This is a genomic window from Pseudomonas saudiphocaensis, assembly GCF_000756775.1.
Classification (GTDB): domain Bacteria; phylum Pseudomonadota; class Gammaproteobacteria; order Pseudomonadales; family Pseudomonadaceae; genus Stutzerimonas; species Stutzerimonas saudiphocaensis.
Genome location: NZ_CCSF01000001.1, coordinates 1,462,950 through 1,478,103 on the forward strand (window position 1 = coordinate 1,462,950; position 15,154 = coordinate 1,478,103).

The window sequence follows — 15,154 nt, forward strand, 5'->3', positions numbered from 1 at the left end:
TTGGAGAGTGGGAGCGGGCCATGCCCGCGAAATGCGAGTTGTGAAGCTATTTTCGCGGGCGTGGCCCGCTCCTACATAAAACTGAAGGGCAGTCAGTCCTCCACCGGAACGATATCGAAACCGATGCGATTATCGACGACCACCCGGTACTCCAAGGTCTTGCCCGCCTCGACTTGCGCAAGCTTCTCGCGGCGCAGGCGGAGCTTGCTGCACAGCGTATCGTCCAGCGGGTCGACGCCGATGCTGACTATTCGCGCCCCGCTCGGGACCTGAAAGCGAACCACCTCGCCCACATGGATCCGCGCAGCCAGCTCGCGGTCGATCATCACCGCGATATAACAACCGCCGCCACGCAAGCCGAAGTCTCGGGTGACCACCACTTCGCCGGCATTTTCCAGAGGCTCCTGATAGGCCAGCACCCGCTCTGCCGGGATCGGTTTGATCTCGTCCGGATCAGGCTGCCAGGAAGAACAGGCGGTCAACGACAGCACGGCAGTCAGGGCAACGATCAGGCGCATGGCAGTTCCTTGGCAATGAAACGCCGGTCATCCGGCACGGCAATATGACAGCAATTGCTAACGAGAATGCCAGACAACCGTGCGATTGCCAGCGAGCGCTTTCAAACTGGCAAGCCTCCCATGCCGCACCCGCCAAAGCCGGTTGACTCGCGGGTCTGCCCTGTAAAGATGACTGCCGGCGCGCTATCGCGATTCAGAACTGACCTCTAGCCCGGCCCCGCCGAGCCGTCGCTACCCTGAATATCCGGATCGTCCGGCAACACTTCCGGTTTGCCATCGTCCCCAGGTCGCACCTGCTCGTCGAAATCAGGGTCCTCACCGGGGTTCTTCTCGCCCGCATCGGTCATCGTTACATCGACTTCATCGGCAGCGGACGGCTCGGTAGCTTTTTGGTTTGTACTCATAGCGGCCTCGCAACGCTCGTTCATGGACTGTTGAACTTGGAGGCCGCTCCAGCAGACGACGTTCGCGGCAGCGGCTGCCGATGGTCCGAATCTGATTTGCTCGAATCTCTTGCGCGCCGCAATCAGGATGAAGCGGCGATCCGTTGCACCAAGCGCTGCTGCAGTTTTTCCAACTCGTCGTGGTCCGCTGCTTTCGCCGCGTGCACGCCCAGGCCCTGCCCCGCATAACGCGGCACGATATGCATGTGGATATGGAACACCGTCTGCCCCGCCGGCGCGCCGTTGAACTGCGCCACCTGCACGCCCTCCGGCTGCAGCTCATCGACGATCACCCGAGTGAGCTGCTGCACCACCCGCATCACCTTGCACAGCGCCTCGGTGTCCACGTCGAGCAGGTTGCAGGCGGCCGAACGCTTGGGGATCACCAGCGTATGCCCGAAGGATTGCGGGAACAGGTCGAGGAAGGCGAGCACATCCTCGTCCTCGTAGAGCTTGTAGCAAGGGGCTTCGCCGCGAATGATCTTGGCGAAGATGTTCTGTGGATCGTAGGGCGTGGTCAGGCTCATCGAAGGCTCCGTCATCGGTTTATCCAGCCGGAACCATATACGCTCCAGAGCGGATTCGACAGGAGTCAGCTCGAGACGATGGGGCATAATCGCAGGCTGCATGGCACGGGAGCGTGGGATGAAACTGGCAAGAATCGAGCAAGTGTTGACGGGCAAGGCCGTGCCCTACACCCGGCCAGGCAGCTTCAGCGCCATCGCCAAGCAGCCGGTCGCGGGCCCCGTCCAGGTCGACGTCGAAGGGCTGCAGGGCGACGAACAGGGTGACCCTAAAGTGCATGGCGGCGTGAACAAGGCGGTGCACCACTACGCCTACGAGCACTACGCGCGCTGGCGCCAGCAGCTGGGCGATCTGCCGCTGCTGAAGCAGCCAGGCGCCTTCGGCGAGAACATCAGCACCCGGGGCTTGAGCGAGGCGGACCTGTGTCTTGGCGACATCCTGCGCTGCGGCGACGCTCGCCTGGAAATCGTCCAGACCCGGCAGCCCTGCTGGAAGCTCAACGACCGTTTCGGCGTGGCGGACATGGCGCTGCGCGTGCAGCAGAGCGGCATGACCGGCTGGTACTACCGGGTACTGGAACCCGGCACGCTCGAGGCCGGGCAGATGCTTACGCTGGAACACCGGCCATTCCCACGCTGGTCCCTGACCCGGGTGCTGGAGGTGCTGTATCAGCGCACCCTGGATCACACGGCGCTGCAGGAACTGAGCGAACTGCCGCTGGTGCCGTCCTGGCGCAAGCTGGTGGACCGGCGCCTGCAACAGGGCACAGTGGAAGACTGGAGCAAGCGCTTGTACGGCGCCCAGCCGGAAAACTGACCGCCAATCCGCTGAAATAGACGGGCGGAACATGCGTGCCTGTCGGACCTCTCATTGTTCGATAACCACAAAAAACGAACGAGGCCCTCATGCACGCTCGACGCACTTCCCTCGCCGCCGCCCTCGCGCTCGGCTTGTTCGCCCTTCCCACCTTCGCTGCCGAGCTTCAGCCCAATGAACTGCTCAAACAGGCTGAAACGGAGCAGCAGGCCTACCTCGAAACCCTGAAATCCCTGGTGGCGGTCGATACCGGCACGGGCCTGGAACAAGGGCTCGCCACCGTTAGCCAGATGCTGGTCGAACGCCTCAAGGCGCTGGGTGCCGAAGTCACGACCACCCCGGCGACGCCCTCGGCGGGCGACAATATCGTCGGCACGCTGAAAGGCAGCGGCACTGCCAACTTCCTGCTGATGGTCCACTACGACACCGTCTTCGGCGAAGGCACCGCCGCCAAGCGGCCGTTCCGCACCGATGACAACCGCGCCTACGGCCCGGGCGTGGCCGATGCCAAGGGCGGCGTGGCGATGATCCTGCATGCGATCAAGCTCCTGCAGGACCAGAAGTTCGAGGATTTCGGCACCCTCACCGTGCTGTTCAACCCCGACGAGGAAATGGGCTCGGCCGGCTCGAAGAAGATCATCGCCGAGCTCGCCCGCAAGCACGACTATGTCTTTTCCTACGAGCCGCCAGACAAGGATGCCGTGACCATCGCCACCAACGGCATCAATGGCGTGATGCTCGAGGTGAAGGGCAAGTCCTCCCACGCCGGTTCCGCCCCGGAAGACGGCCGCAACGCGGTGATGGAGCTGTCGCATCAACTGGTACAGCTCAAGGACCTGGGTGATGCGGACAAGGGGACCACGGTGAACTGGACCATGATCAAGGGCGGCGAGAAGCGCAACATCATCCCCAACAGCGCCACTGCCGAAGCCGACATGCGCTACTCGGACCTCACCGAGACCGACCGGGTGCTGGCCGATGCCCAGCGCATCATCAAGGACAAGCTGATCGACGACACCACGGTGCAGGTGCGCATCGACAAGGGCCGTCCGCCGCTGGCTAAGAACGCCGGTTCGGACCGGCTGGCCGAGACGGCGCAGAAGCTCTATGGAGAAATTGGCAAGACCATCGAACCCATCGCCATGCGCTTCGGCACCGATGCCGGCTACGCCTATGTGCCCGACAGCGACAAGCCGGCCGTACTGGAAACCATGGGTGTGGTGGGCGCTGGCCTCCATGCCGATGACGAGTACATCGAACTGTCGAGCATAGCGCCGCGGCTATACCTGACGGTGGCGATGATCAAGACGCTGTCCGCCGAACACCAGGCCCGCTAGCTGGCACCGCGCCTCACACCGGGTCCGCCGGTGTGAGGCGCAGGGTCCTCAGAGCAATACCAGGCTCAGCAGCCAGATCAGGATCATCGCGACCACACCCTGGATCAGCGTCGCCACGGTTTGTGCGCGGTAGGCCGTGGAAACCTTCATGCGGCTGAACTGCGAGACCACCCAGAAGAAGCTGTCGTTGGCATGGGACACCGTCATGCCGCCGGCGCCGATGGCCATCACCGTCAATACCCGGCCCATTTCGCTGTCCAGTCCCAGGCTGCCCAGCAGCGGTGCGACCATCGCTGAAGTCGTCACCAGCGCCACGGTGGTGGAGCCCTGCGCCGTCTTCAGCGCGGCGGAAACGATAAAGGGCATGAACAGGCCGATGCCCAGCGCCGACAGGCTCTGTCCCAGGTAATCGCCCAGCGGCGTGATCTTCAGCATCGCGCCGAAGGCACCGCCGGCACCGGTGATCAGCAGTATGGGCGCCGCCGAGACGATGCCCGCGGCCACCTGGTCGTGGAATTGCTGGCGCTTGTCCTCGCCCTTGAGCAGCGTGCAGGCGAAGCCCAAGCCAATCAGCAAGGCCGCCACCGGCTGGCCGAGAAAGCTCAGCACCGAAAACACCACACCCTCGCCCAGCGGCTTGCCCGGCAGCGCGACAACCGAGCCGATGCAGATCAGCGCAATGGGCACGAAGATCGGCGCGAACGCCTGCCAGGCCGTAGGCAGCGTGCCATAGCGGGCGCGCAAGGTTTCGAAATCCACGTCTTCGGCGAGCAGCTCGCTGGGGGCTTCGTCCAGCAACGCGCGATCATCCTGCTTGAGGAAGCGATTGGCCCAGAGCATCCCGGCCAGCGCCGCCACGGCCGATACCAGCAGGCCGACGGCGATCACCAGCCCCAGCGACCCCTCCAGCCCCAGGTTGCCCGCCGCCGCAATCGGCCCGGGGGTCGGCGGCACGAAGGTATGGGTGGCATACAAGCCGGTGGCCAGCGCCACGCTCATGGCCACGACCGAGACTTTCATCCGCGCCGCCAGGGCGTTCTTCAGCGAATTGAGAATGACGTAGCCCGAATCGCAGAACACCGGGATCGACACCAGGTAGCCGATGATCGACAACGTCAGGGTCGGGAAGCGCTCGCCCAGCAGCCGGATCACACTTTCGGCCATGGTGATCGCCGCGCCGGAGCGTTCAAGGATCACCCCGATGATGGTACCCAGCGCGATAACGATGCCGATGTAGCCAAGAATCCCACCGAAGCCCGACGCCACCGTCTTGAGGATTTCACCGACCGGCACCTGATAGGCGAAGCCCGCCAGGATTGCCGCCGCAAGCAGCGCGAGAAAAGGATGAAGCTTCCAACTCACCGTTGAATAAACGATGAACGCAATCAGCACCAGCAGTATGAGCACCAGCCACATAGTGAACCCCTCGACTCATTGATCGGACGTCAGGACTGGCCATGGCGCCGGCTGGCGACATGCAGCGTGCCCTGCCTCGCCTTGAGCATAGTGCAGCTTTACCTCGCGTTCGGCCCAAGGCCCGGCCGTCCCGCCGACCTGCACAAAAAACATCTTCCGCCCTGTCGATCCGTTGCCCGTCCGTTCGACCAGTGATCAGAGCCGGCGACATTCTTCGCCTAGGCTTTTCAGTCTGGAGGATTCGATATGCGTTTTATCGTGATGATCAAGGCCACCCCTCAAAGCGAGGCCGGAGAAATGCCCAGTGAAGCGGTGCTGACCGCCATGGGCCAGTACAACGAGGAACTGGTCGAGGCCGGCGTGATGCTGGGCGGCGAGGGCCTGCATCCCAGTAGCAAGGGTGCGCGCGTCAGGTTTGCCGGCGGCCAATGCACGGTTGTCGATGGCCCGTTCAGCGAGACCAATGAGCTGATTGCCGGTTTCTGGCTGTTACAGACGGAGTCACTGCAGCAGGCCATCGACTGGGTAAAGCGCTGCCCTGCATCGGCCATCGGTGATTCTGAAATGGAAATCCGTCAGTTGTTCGAAACAGAAGACTTCGGCGCCGAGCTCACCCCGGAACTACGCGAGCAGGAACAGCGCCTGCGCGCGCAACTTACCCGTTGAAGGAGAACGACCATGAAGATTTCCACCTACCTCACCTTCGATGGCCAGGCCCGTGAGGCCTTCGCTTTCTACCAGCAGGTGCTGGGCGGCGAGCTGGCGACAATGACTTTCGCCGACTCGCCGGACGCCGAGCAGTTCCCCGCCGAACACCGCGACCGCATCATGCACGCATGCCTGACATTGGGCGAACAGTGCCTGATGGCATCCGACACCTTGCCCGGCGATGTTTGCGGCGGCGGGCCCTATGAAGGCATCAAGGGCTGCTCGATCTGCCTGCACCCGGAGAGCGTTGTCGAAGGCGAACGCCTGTTCAATGGACTGTCCGAGGGCGGACAGATGGTGATGCCGATGGAGAAAACCTTCTGGGCCGAGCGCTTCGGCATGTTTACCGACCGCTTCGGTGTGTCCTGGATGGTCAACTGCATGCAGCCGTGAGAACCAGCAGGTCCATACCCGGTGTCGAATGCCGTGCGCCATACTGGCGCGACAACGACACTGGAGCGAAAGCGTGGACCTGCTATTTCTTGGCACCTCCTCCGGCACCCCCACCAGGGCGCGCAACGTCAGCGGCCTGGCCCTGCTGGAAGACAGCGGCAAGGGCTGGTATCTGATCGACTGTGGCGAAGGGACTCAGCACCAGCTGCTGCGCACGCCGCTGACACTGCATGGCCTGCGGGCCATCTTCATTACCCACGTGCATGGCGATCACTGCTACGGCCTGCCGGGCCTGCTCGCCAGCGCCGGTATGGCGCGGCGCGAGGAACCGCTGGAGATCATCGCTCCGGAGGGCATCGAGCCCTGGCTGCGCAGCACCTTCGCCATGAGCCACACCTGGCTGCCCTTCGAACTGCGTTTTCGCGCGGTCGAAACCCTTGGCCAATGGCGCAGCTCCCAGGTGCGCGTGGAGGCCACCGCCCTCTCCCATCGTGTACCCAGCTACGGCTTCAGCTTCACCGAGGCCCGTCCGGATCCGAAACTCGCCATCGACCGTCTGGCGCGCGATGGCATTCCCCGTGGCCCGATCTGGGGCCAGCTGGCACGTGGCTTTGATGTGGAACATGAGGGCCGCCTGCTGTGCAGCGATGATTACCTGGACTACGGCCGGCCGCCCCGGCGCTTTGTCATCGGCGGCGACAACGACCGCCCTGCATTGCTGGCCGAAGCCTGCCAGGGCGCGCACGTGCTGGTTCACGAGGCCACCTACGGCCAGGCCGTTACCCAAGCCACCGGCAACCCCTTCGGCCACAGCACTGCAGCTCAGGTCGCCGGTTTCGCGCAGCAGGCCGGTGTGCCCAACCTGGTCCTTACCCATTTCAGCGCGCGCTACCAGCCAGGATCGAATCGCGGCCACTCCATCGAGGAAATCCGCGCCGAGGCCGCCGCCGGTTATGAAGGCCGGCTGTTTCTCGCCGAGGATTTCCTGCGTCTGCACCTGGACCGCACCGGCGCGCTGCAGCCAAGCGCCCGCCCGACCTGAGACGCGCCGTCTTCAGGGTTCACTGCTCTCGCTCCGCTGCGGCCTGGCGGCGCTCCTCAAACAGGTCGGCAAGCACGCTGGATGCTGCGATGGCCCGGGGAAAGCCCGCCGGCACCGTGATCAGGTAAATCATCTCCTTCAGCTCCTCTTCCGAGACGCCGATGTTCAGCGCATAGCCCGCATGCACCCGCATGGTGCCGGTGTCTCCCAGCGCCGCCATGACCGCCACGGCGGTCAATTGCCGTGTGCGACTGTCCAGCCCTGGCCGGCTCCAGACATCGCCCAGTGCGTAGGCTTCGGTCGCTTCGGCGAGGAACGGGAATTCGCCGCGCATGGCCTCAAGTGCAGGTTGTGTTTTACCGTTGTTGAGCTGGCGAATGACCTCCGCACCGCGGGCGCTTCGTTCATCCACCGTTTGTGCGCTGCTCAGGTTGGGGGCGGCAAGAGCGGTCAGCATTCCGGCAGCCAGCAATGCATGAAAGAGTTTCATCAGAAGGCACTCCGGACCGGGCGGATGATGATTTCGCTGGTATCCACATCGTCTGGCTGGGAAATGGCGAACTGGATGGCTCGGGCGATGGCTTCCGGGCTGATGGCAATCTTGCGAAATTCCTTCATCTGCTCGCGCCCGGTGGGATCAGCGATGCTTTCCGCCAGTTCGGACTCGGTCACTCCGGGGCTGATGGTGCTTACGCGAATGTCGGTATTTTCCTGGCGCAACCCTTCTGAAATGGCCCATACGGCATATTTGGTCGCGCAATAGACGGCTGCAGTCGGGCTGACCGCATGGGCACCAATCGAGGCGATATTGATCACCTGCCCCACACCCTGCGCCTTCATAACCGGCAGCACGGCGGCAATCCCGTGGAGCACACCGCGGATGTTGACGTCGATCATCCGGTCCCACTCTTCGACCCGCAGCGCTTCCAGGGGCGAGAGCGGCATGACCCCGGCGTTGTTGACGATGACGTCGATGCGGCCGAACTGCGCAACGGCATGGTCGGCGAACGCCCTGACCTGCTCCAGATCGGTCACATCCAGGGAATAGGCCTGCGCGCGCCCACCGGCAGCGGTGATATCCCGGACGATATGTTCAAGCCGCTCGGCGCGCCGCGCGCCCAGCACAACCGTTGCGCCATGCTCGGCAAGCAACCTCGCGGTGGCCTCGCCGATACCACTGCTTGCACCAGTGACAAGCACGACCTTGCTGACATTCTGATTCATGAGATGCGTCCTCTTGATGAGTCACGACCAAGACTCTAGAGTCGCAGCAGCGTCAAAAGAACTCGCCCATTACTAACTGCAGTGGTTAGCAAAATTAACCAATGAAAACCGATCTCAAGCTTCTGCCGCTCTTTGTCGCTGTGGCGCAATCGGACAACTTCCGCGCCGCTGCCGACCGCCTCGGCATCACCCGCTCAGCCGTCAGCCAGGGCATGCGCAAGCTTGAAGATAGCCTCGGCATCACCCTCGTGCAGCGCTCCACGCGCAACGTGCGCTTGACCGAAGCGGGCGAGCAGCTTTATCGCCAGCTGGCCGAGCCACTCAGCAAGGTCACTACTGCACTGGAGGCTGTGACCGCCGACAGCTCGCCGCGGGGACTGTTGCGCGTCGCGGTCACTTCGATTGCGGAGCGTTTTCTGTCCGGGCCCTTTATCGTTTCCTTCGCCGAGGCCTACCCAGGCGTGGTCCTGGATATCACCGTGACGGACGACGAGTCGGACATCGTCGCCGCAGGCTTCGATGCCGGCGTTCGCCTGGGCGAAGTGATCGAACAGGATATGGTGGCGATCCCCATCACCGGGCTGCAGCGCCAGGTAACGGTCGCCTCACCGGCATACCTCGCCGCGCACGGGACGCCCCACCACCCGCGCGAACTGATTGCGCATCACTGCATCGGCTGGCGCCCTGCACCGGAAGTGGCGCCCTATCGCTGGGAGTTCGGCGAGAACGGGCGGGATTTCGATGTAAGCGTCGATCCCCGAATCACCACCAACGACATGCAGCTGATGATCCGCACAGCACTGGCCGGCGGCGGCATCACCATCGGCATGGAGGAAACCTTTCTGCCCTATATCGAGCGCGGCGAACTGGTGTCGCTGCTCGATGATTTCCTGCCGCCCTTTCCCGGCTTCTATTTGTACTACCCAAGCCGTCACAACCAGCCGCCGAAGCTGCGTGCACTGATCGATCATGTGCGCGCACGTCGCTTGGCGGATGGGTTGTAACACGGCATCGGTCAGGCGCTTTCAGGCATAACGGCATCCACTGCCTGCCAGCCGGGCAGCTGCTCGATCCGCTCCATCCAACGGGCTACGTGGCGGTACGGCGTTAGATCCACACCACCTTCCGGCGCCAGCACCACGTACGGATAGACCGCACAATCGGCAATGGTGGGCCGGCCCATCGCAAGCCACTCATTGCCTTCCAGGTGCTGGTCAAGCAGCGCCAGCACTGCCGGAGCTTTCGCCAGCGCGGCCTCTTTATCCAGCGCATAGCCGAACTTCTGCACCAGCCGGGCGGTACAAAGGCTGTGGTTGATTTCATTGGCGGCGAAAGACAGCCACTGGACGATTTCAGCCTGCCCCTGGGGATGCGCCGGCCACCAGGCCAGCCCGCCATAGGCGCCCGCGAGGTAAACGAGAATCGCTTGGGAGTCACGGTAGACGTACTGTCCATCCACCAGAATGGGCAACTGCCCCAGCGGATTGAGCTCGGAAAGCGGCGGCCGCTTGTGCTCGCCATGGAGAAAGTCCACCGGCACCAATTCCAGCTCGATATTGGCCAGTGACGCGAACAGCCGAACCTTGTAGCAGTTGCCGGACGCTTGCAGGTCGTACAGTTTCATTGCGCTTCTCCATCCACCAGTTGGTTGAATTCAAGGACATTGCCGTCAGGGTCGCGAATAAATAGCGCGACTCTTCGCGGGCCGATGTGGTGCGGCCCTTCGGTGATGACGATCCCGTGCTCACCCAGCCAGGCTTCGAGCGCTTGAAGGTCATCGACGATAAAGGCCGGGTGCGTCATGCCCGGCAGCTTCACCGGCGCGTCCAGCAGGGCATTGTGGGCATTGGGCGTGCGCGTACCGTTAAAGATGAGATTGATCCGCACGCCATCGGCGCTGAGCATTTCGTTGGCTTCAAACAGCGGGAAGCTGGCGCTCTCCACGAAGCCGAGCGCCTGGTAGAAAGCCATCGCCTGTTGCTTGTTACTGACCCGAATTCCGATATGGTCGTATGCCAGGATCCGGGCGGGGCTTGGTTGTTGATTCATGTGGGCACTCCGGTTGAAAACAGTCCGTGAAGTTTCACCGGCAATGCGCCTTTGACCTATGGTGCGCGCCTGACAAGACCTATGCAGTAATCGCACAGATAAGAAGGTGGTAATGGACAAGCTCAAGGCAATGGCCAACTTCGTTCGCATCGTCGACAGCGGCAGCCTGAGTGCCGCAGCGGATGCCAGCGGGCAATCGGTCGCCTCTCTGGTGCGCTCGCTGGCCGCACTGGAACGCCACCTTGGCGTGCGTCTGCTGAATCGCAGCACCCGACGCATGGCGCTTACTGAAGAAGGCGCGGAGTACCTGGCCTGGAGCCGCCGGGTGCTGGGCGATTTCGATGAGATGGAGCAGCGCCTGGATGCGCGCGACGGCGTTGCCCGCGGCCTGCTACGCATCACCGCGCCGGTGGAATTCGGCCAACGCTACGTCACCCCGCTGGTAAACGCCTTTCTCAAGGAACACCCAGCGATGCGGGTAGAGCTGAAGCTGAGCGACCAAGTATTGCCCCTGCTCGAAGAACGCCTGGACCTCGCCCTGCGCATCAGCCACCTCCCCGACTCCGCCATGGTGGCAAGGCAGGTCGGCACCACCCGCCTGATCACCTGCGTCAGCCCCGAATACCTGCGCAACGCCCCGCCCCTCGACAGCCCCGCCGCACTGGGCAACCACGCCTGCATCGCCTTCGCCGCCCACGGAAGACGCTGGTACTACCGGCACGATGGCAAGGAGGTCGGACAGGACATCAGCCCACGGTTGGTCTGCAATCAGATCCGCAGCACTGCCCTCGCCTGCGTGCAGGGCCTGGGCGTAACACGCCTGGCGCACTACCAGGTGGCCGACGAGCTGGCGGACGGCCGTCTGGTGCGAGTCCTCGAAGCATTCGAGCCGGCGGACCTGCCCATCCAGCTGGTCTACCCACACGCCTTGCAACTTTCACCACGCGTGCGGGCATTTGTGGAATGGGCCTGCCCGCAGCTGGAAAAGGCTACGCCCAAGCCGGATGGCAAGGTGCCTGGCAACAGGCTTGATCAGAGCCTGGCAGACCGTTGAAAAACTGTTTTTTCCAATACCTGCTAGCGATGGACAAAGGCCAGCCTGACCCCCAAGGCAATAAAGGTGGTGCCAACTACCCGGTCCAGCAGGCTCTGCACGCGCCTGTTGCGAGATACCGTTCCCGCAGCGCTCCCTGCTAGAAGAGCAAACATGGCATCGGTTAAAAAAGCCACCAGCGCATATACCGCGCCCAACATCAAAAAGGATTCCGTTTGGTAATTGCCGTGGGGCACGACGAATTGCGGAAAGAAGGAGATAAAAAACAAAAGCACTTTAGGGTTAGTCAGAGTAGTGATATAGCCCTTCGCAAGCAGCTCGCCCAGCCTTGCGCCTCTTTTGATTTCAGACTTGCCGTCTCCATCGGTACTCGTACGGCTAAAAGTGCCGAGGATCAGCTTGCTCCCCAGGTACATCAGATATAGCGCACCCGCGTATTTCACCAGGGTGAAAATCATCGGTGAAGCGGCAATCAAGGCCGTCAAGCCGACTGCGCTTGCCAAGGCGTGGGTGCAGCTACCCAGAGCCACTCCCGCAGCCGAAATGACTCCAGCGCGACGACCATTGGCAACACTTTGGCCTACCACATAAGCCATATCCGGCCCTGGCGTCACTGACAGGAGAAACACGGAAATTACAAACAGCCATAAATTGGTGATATCCAGCATGATCCGCCTTGAAGTCTTTAATTTTGAATGAAACCGTAAAGTTTAATTGCGCAAATATATCAATATCATTCGACAGCCAGCCTCCGGTGCGCCAGCGCCAAGGTGAGTCAGAAGCTACGTTCGAAGCGCTCTGGCTAAACTTCCTTCTACTGCAAACAAGACCGTCCGTGCCGCTGTTTTTCCAAGCATAGTTCCTCTCCATAAAGCGACTGTCGCGCCCGTCAGACGGTTGATCCAGCAAGCCCAAGGGCTCGCCGCGGCTGTGCTTTAATCCCAGCTGTGAGATGGCTTTCAAACGCGTTTGGCCCGACAACAAAAACACAGGGGGAAGCAGTGTCCGATCAGCAGCGCAAGTTCGAGCAGTTCAAAGAGCTCCACCAACGCAGCAGGACGTTCGTGATTCCCAACCCATGGGATGCGGGATCGGCCCGGCTGCTTACCAGCCTCGGTTTTGAAGCACTCGCTACCACCAGCGCAGGTTATGCGTTGTCGCAGGGCAAGCGGGACTCGCTGACCGGCCTCAGCCGTGACGAGATCCTGAAAAACGCTGCCGAGATCGTCGCAGCGACCCATCTGCCCGTGTCCGCCGACCTGGGAAATGGTTTCGGTGCTGCAGCCGAAACCTGCGCGCAGACCATTCGCATGGCGTGCGCAGTAGGTCTGGTGGGCGGCTCCATCGAAGATGCCACGGGAGACCCGGATGCGCCGATCTTCGAGCTGGCCCACGCCGTAGACCGTATCAAAGCCGCTGCCGAAGCCGCACGCGAGCTGCCCTTTGTGTTGACAGCACGAGCCGAGAACTACCTTTACGGTCGCGAGAACCTGGACGATACGATCAAGCGACTGCAGGCATTCTCCGAAGCCGGAGCGGACGTGCTTTACGCGCCGGGCCTGCCGGATATCGAATCGATCCGCGCGGTATGCCAGGCGCTGGATAAGCCGGTCAACGTGGTCATGGGCCTCAAAGGCCCGACCTATTCATTGTCAGAACTTCAGGATGCGGGTGTCCGCCGTATCAGCGTTGGCGGTTCAATGGCCCGCGCTGCACTCGGCGGCTTGATGCGTGCGGCCGAAGAAGTACGCACCTCCGGCACCTTTACCTATGCAGCGGATGCCCTTCCCGGGACGGTCATTGCAACATTCGTCACAGAGTAATCCCCCGTCGGCATGCCATGGCGAACGGGCCCTAGCAACTCAATGATTCGGCACGGAGCTCCGATCGCCACCAGGCCGCACACATAAAAACTCGTCTGATCAGCTCGGGGCCTGGCGGCGCTGAATCTGGCGGATTCGCTCGCGGGTTTCCTCGTTGGCGCCAGGGCCTGCACAAAGACCGATATCAGTCAGCTCCAGCGGCGTGCCCTCACTGTCCTGCAAGCCCAACGGCGCGAGCGGCACGCCTGTCTGGCGATTGACCAGCACCACCGGCGAGCCTTCAGCTTGCGGATACCAGCGGTCGCCCCATTGCATGATGCTGATGATGACGGTCTGCACCTCACGGCCCTTGGCGGTAAGGAAGTAGTCGACGCTGTTTCCCTGGCTGCGCTTTTCCAGAATCCCGTGCTCCTGCAACAGCTTCAGGCGCTTGGACAGGATGCCCTTGGACATGCCGAGATGACGCTGGAAATCATCGAACTTGTGAGTGCCCCACAGCGCCTCGCGGATGATCAACACGTTCCACCAGTCACCCAAAACATCCAGGGCCCGAGCTAGCGAGCAATTCCGGTCTTCAAAGCTGACTCTTTCCAATGGACGCTCCCGACGAATTTCAATTTAACGGCGAAAAACCTCTTGACAGGTTCTTTAATAAAACCTAACGTCGCCCACAGGTTCCATGATGGAACCAATCTTCCTAAACGTCAAACCTAGGAGTGATCGACATGAGCCGTATTATATTGTCTGTGTCTCTTGCGTCCGCTATCGCCCTCAGTGTCGTTTTACCCACCCAGGCAGCGCAGCCCCATTGCCTGACCGCCGAGCTCGACCCCGAGTTTGTCGACAGCAACCTGGCGCTTAGCGTCGGGCAGTGCCACCTCGATGCAGCAGCAGCCGACCCAACCCAGGCGCTGACTCATACCCAGTACGCCTACAGCTGGTTTGCTCAAGCCGAGTACCTGCAGGCCGGCGCCGCCACCGGCAAGCTCCAGCAAGCCCGGCAAATCCTGGATGAACTCCAGTACGGGAACCGCACGCCTGCGCTCGCCGCGCAGGTAAGCGATCGCTGATCTCACCCTTTACGAGGAAGAACCGATGAAGAGCCAGCAAAACATGTCCTGTATCCAGGTGGGTGAGCCACAGCAGTGGATGGATTACCTGTTTGCACATCCCCTGCTGCCGAGACCGGCAAAGGGAAAACATTTTCTCAAGGAGGAGCTGGGGCTGAGCGGCATGGAGATATCCATCAACTCGTTGCCTGCAGGAGTCGCCATGCCCTTTACCCACACTCACAAGCTCAACGAAGAGGTGTATTTCTTCTTGAGCGGTGAAGGCGAGTTCAGTGTGGATGACCACATCGTGCCGGTAGGCCCGGGATCGGTAGTCAGGGTAGCCCCGGAAGGACGACGCTGTTGGCGCAACAGCGGTGAGCAGCCGCTTAATTACCTGGTAATTCAAGCCCGCAACGGCAGCATGACGGAGAGCACCACCGAAGATGGGCTCCCCGCCCCCGGCACGCCTTGGAAGTGAGGCAGTCAGCGAACGGCTAGCAGATCCGGCACAGCGGGGCGGCGGCGATATGGCTTGGGCAAGCATAGCGCCAGCAGCCCCGCGCTGGGATTGTGCATGAGCTGACTTCGTTGACCTTACCGATGGAGCGCTTGGTGGTAAGTGTTGAATATTGGATTTGAACTAGGCGGAAGTTCAGGCCTGGGGCTGCTTTCGGTCCGATAGCCGCCCTTCGCAAAGTGACTACAAAACATGAGCGGTTGCTGGAAGAAGCTGCTGATGGCCAGAAAGGCCATC

At 61.9% G+C, this 15,154-nt stretch carries 20 protein-coding genes; 10 read left to right on the forward strand and 10 right to left on the reverse strand.

Translation table 11 applies throughout. The features are described 5' to 3' along the window. Nucleotides 1-92: 92 nt before the first annotated feature. The 3 genes from BN1079_RS06795 to BN1079_RS06805 all read right to left on the reverse strand — a co-directional run bounded on the left by BN1079_RS06795 (nt 93) and on the right by BN1079_RS06805 (nt 1,488). Nucleotides 93-518 (reverse strand): hypothetical protein, encoded by a 426-nt coding sequence (locus tag BN1079_RS06795; protein ID WP_037023217.1) that lies wholly within the window; start codon nt 516-518, stop codon nt 93-95. Nucleotides 519-724: 206 nt separating this feature from the next. Continuing rightward, nucleotides 725-922, reverse strand: a complete 198-nt coding sequence (locus BN1079_RS06800) for a hypothetical protein (RefSeq protein WP_037026672.1) — start codon at nt 920-922, stop codon at nt 725-727. Between the two features lie 122 nt (nt 923-1,044). Continuing rightward, nucleotides 1,045-1,488, reverse strand: a complete 444-nt coding sequence (locus BN1079_RS06805) for an HIT family protein (RefSeq protein WP_037023218.1) — start codon at nt 1,486-1,488, stop codon at nt 1,045-1,047. A 118-nt stretch (nt 1,489-1,606) separates the two neighbouring features. Between BN1079_RS06805 and BN1079_RS06810 the strand changes: the two genes are divergently transcribed. Together BN1079_RS06810 and BN1079_RS06815 are read left to right on the forward strand one after the other, a co-directional pair. Further along, on the forward strand, nt 1,607-2,302 hold the full coding sequence (locus BN1079_RS06810) for an MOSC domain-containing protein (protein WP_037023219.1): 696 nt from the start codon (nt 1,607-1,609) through the stop codon (nt 2,300-2,302). 89 nt (nt 2,303-2,391) lie between these two features. Then, the gene (locus tag BN1079_RS06815; RefSeq protein WP_037023220.1) at nt 2,392-3,639 is read left to right on the forward strand and encodes a M20/M25/M40 family metallo-hydrolase; all 1,248 of its coding nucleotides are present in this window, start codon (nt 2,392-2,394) and stop codon (nt 3,637-3,639) included. Between the two features lie 48 nt (nt 3,640-3,687). Here BN1079_RS06815 and BN1079_RS06820 read toward each other — a convergent pair whose 3' ends face one another. Continuing rightward, nucleotides 3,688-5,055 (reverse strand): GntP family permease, encoded by a 1,368-nt coding sequence (locus tag BN1079_RS06820; protein ID WP_037023221.1) that lies wholly within the window; start codon nt 5,053-5,055, stop codon nt 3,688-3,690. Between the two features lie 246 nt (nt 5,056-5,301). On the opposite strand from BN1079_RS06820, the gene BN1079_RS06825 reads away from it, so the two are divergent. The 3 genes from BN1079_RS06825 (at nt 5,302) to BN1079_RS06835 (ending at nt 7,198) form a co-directional block, all read left to right on the forward strand. Next, nucleotides 5,302-5,721: a YciI family protein gene (locus tag BN1079_RS06825; protein WP_037023222.1), complete on the forward strand. Its 420-nt coding sequence runs from the start codon at nt 5,302-5,304 to the stop codon at nt 5,719-5,721. A 12-nt stretch (nt 5,722-5,733) separates the two neighbouring features. Further along, a complete protein-coding gene (locus tag BN1079_RS06830; RefSeq protein WP_037023223.1) occupies nt 5,734-6,156 on the forward strand; it encodes a VOC family protein in 423 nt (140 codons plus the stop codon). Nucleotides 6,157-6,229: 73 nt separating this feature from the next. Beyond that, nucleotides 6,230-7,198 (forward strand): ribonuclease Z, encoded by a 969-nt coding sequence (locus tag BN1079_RS06835; protein WP_037023224.1) that lies wholly within the window; start codon nt 6,230-6,232, stop codon nt 7,196-7,198. 19 nt (nt 7,199-7,217) lie between these two features. Here BN1079_RS06835 and BN1079_RS06840 read toward each other — a convergent pair whose 3' ends face one another. Both BN1079_RS06840 and BN1079_RS06845 read right to left on the reverse strand, forming a co-directional pair. Beyond that, nucleotides 7,218-7,688, reverse strand: a complete 471-nt coding sequence (locus tag BN1079_RS06840) for a carboxymuconolactone decarboxylase family protein (RefSeq protein WP_037023225.1) — start codon at nt 7,686-7,688, stop codon at nt 7,218-7,220. Further along, complete coding sequence (locus tag BN1079_RS06845; RefSeq protein ID WP_037023226.1) at nt 7,688-8,422, reverse strand: SDR family oxidoreductase; 735 nt, start codon at nt 8,420-8,422, stop codon at nt 7,688-7,690. Before BN1079_RS06845 ends, BN1079_RS06840 begins: the two co-directional genes overlap by 1 nt. A 101-nt stretch (nt 8,423-8,523) precedes the next feature. Here BN1079_RS06845 and BN1079_RS06850 point away from each other — a divergent pair, with 101 nt between their 5' ends. Beyond that, nucleotides 8,524-9,426: a LysR family transcriptional regulator gene (locus tag BN1079_RS06850; RefSeq protein WP_037023227.1), complete on the forward strand. Its 903-nt coding sequence runs from the start codon at nt 8,524-8,526 to the stop codon at nt 9,424-9,426. A gap of 11 nt (nt 9,427-9,437) precedes the next feature. Here the strand turns inward: BN1079_RS06850 and BN1079_RS06855 are convergent, their stop codons facing one another. Both BN1079_RS06855 and BN1079_RS06860 read right to left on the reverse strand, forming a co-directional pair. Continuing rightward, complete coding sequence (locus BN1079_RS06855) at nt 9,438-10,046, reverse strand: glutathione S-transferase family protein (protein WP_037023228.1); 609 nt, start codon at nt 10,044-10,046, stop codon at nt 9,438-9,440. Next, the gene (locus BN1079_RS06860) at nt 10,043-10,471 is read right to left on the reverse strand and encodes a VOC family protein (RefSeq protein WP_037023229.1); all 429 of its coding nucleotides are present in this window, start codon (nt 10,469-10,471) and stop codon (nt 10,043-10,045) included. Before BN1079_RS06860 ends, BN1079_RS06855 begins: the two co-directional genes overlap by 4 nt. A gap of 112 nt (nt 10,472-10,583) precedes the next feature. Between BN1079_RS06860 and BN1079_RS06865 the strand changes: the two genes are divergently transcribed. Beyond that, on the forward strand, nt 10,584-11,525 hold the full coding sequence (locus tag BN1079_RS06865; protein WP_052114444.1) for a LysR family transcriptional regulator: 942 nt from the start codon (nt 10,584-10,586) through the stop codon (nt 11,523-11,525). Nucleotides 11,526-11,548: 23 nt separating this feature from the next. Here BN1079_RS06865 and BN1079_RS06870 read toward each other — a convergent pair whose 3' ends face one another. Beyond that, on the reverse strand, nt 11,549-12,193 hold the full coding sequence (locus BN1079_RS06870; protein WP_037023230.1) for a LysE family translocator: 645 nt from the start codon (nt 12,191-12,193) through the stop codon (nt 11,549-11,551). Nucleotides 12,194-12,526: 333 nt separating this feature from the next. Between BN1079_RS06870 and BN1079_RS06875 the strand changes: the two genes are divergently transcribed. Next, complete coding sequence (locus BN1079_RS06875; RefSeq protein WP_037023231.1) at nt 12,527-13,348, forward strand: isocitrate lyase/PEP mutase family protein; 822 nt, start codon at nt 12,527-12,529, stop codon at nt 13,346-13,348. Nucleotides 13,349-13,447: 99 nt separating this feature from the next. Here BN1079_RS06875 and BN1079_RS06880 read toward each other — a convergent pair whose 3' ends face one another. Next, entirely contained in the window at nt 13,448-13,942 is a 495-nt protein-coding gene (locus tag BN1079_RS06880) for a winged helix-turn-helix transcriptional regulator (protein ID WP_037023232.1), read from the reverse strand. Between the two features lie 131 nt (nt 13,943-14,073). Here BN1079_RS06880 and BN1079_RS06885 point away from each other — a divergent pair, with 131 nt between their 5' ends. Both BN1079_RS06885 and BN1079_RS06890 read left to right on the forward strand, forming a co-directional pair. Then, on the forward strand, nt 14,074-14,418 hold the full coding sequence (locus BN1079_RS06885) for a hypothetical protein (protein ID WP_052114445.1): 345 nt from the start codon (nt 14,074-14,076) through the stop codon (nt 14,416-14,418). A 25-nt stretch (nt 14,419-14,443) separates the two neighbouring features. Further along, entirely contained in the window at nt 14,444-14,878 is a 435-nt protein-coding gene (locus BN1079_RS06890; RefSeq protein WP_037023233.1) for a cupin domain-containing protein, read from the forward strand. Nucleotides 14,879-15,154: the final 276 nt, after the last annotated feature.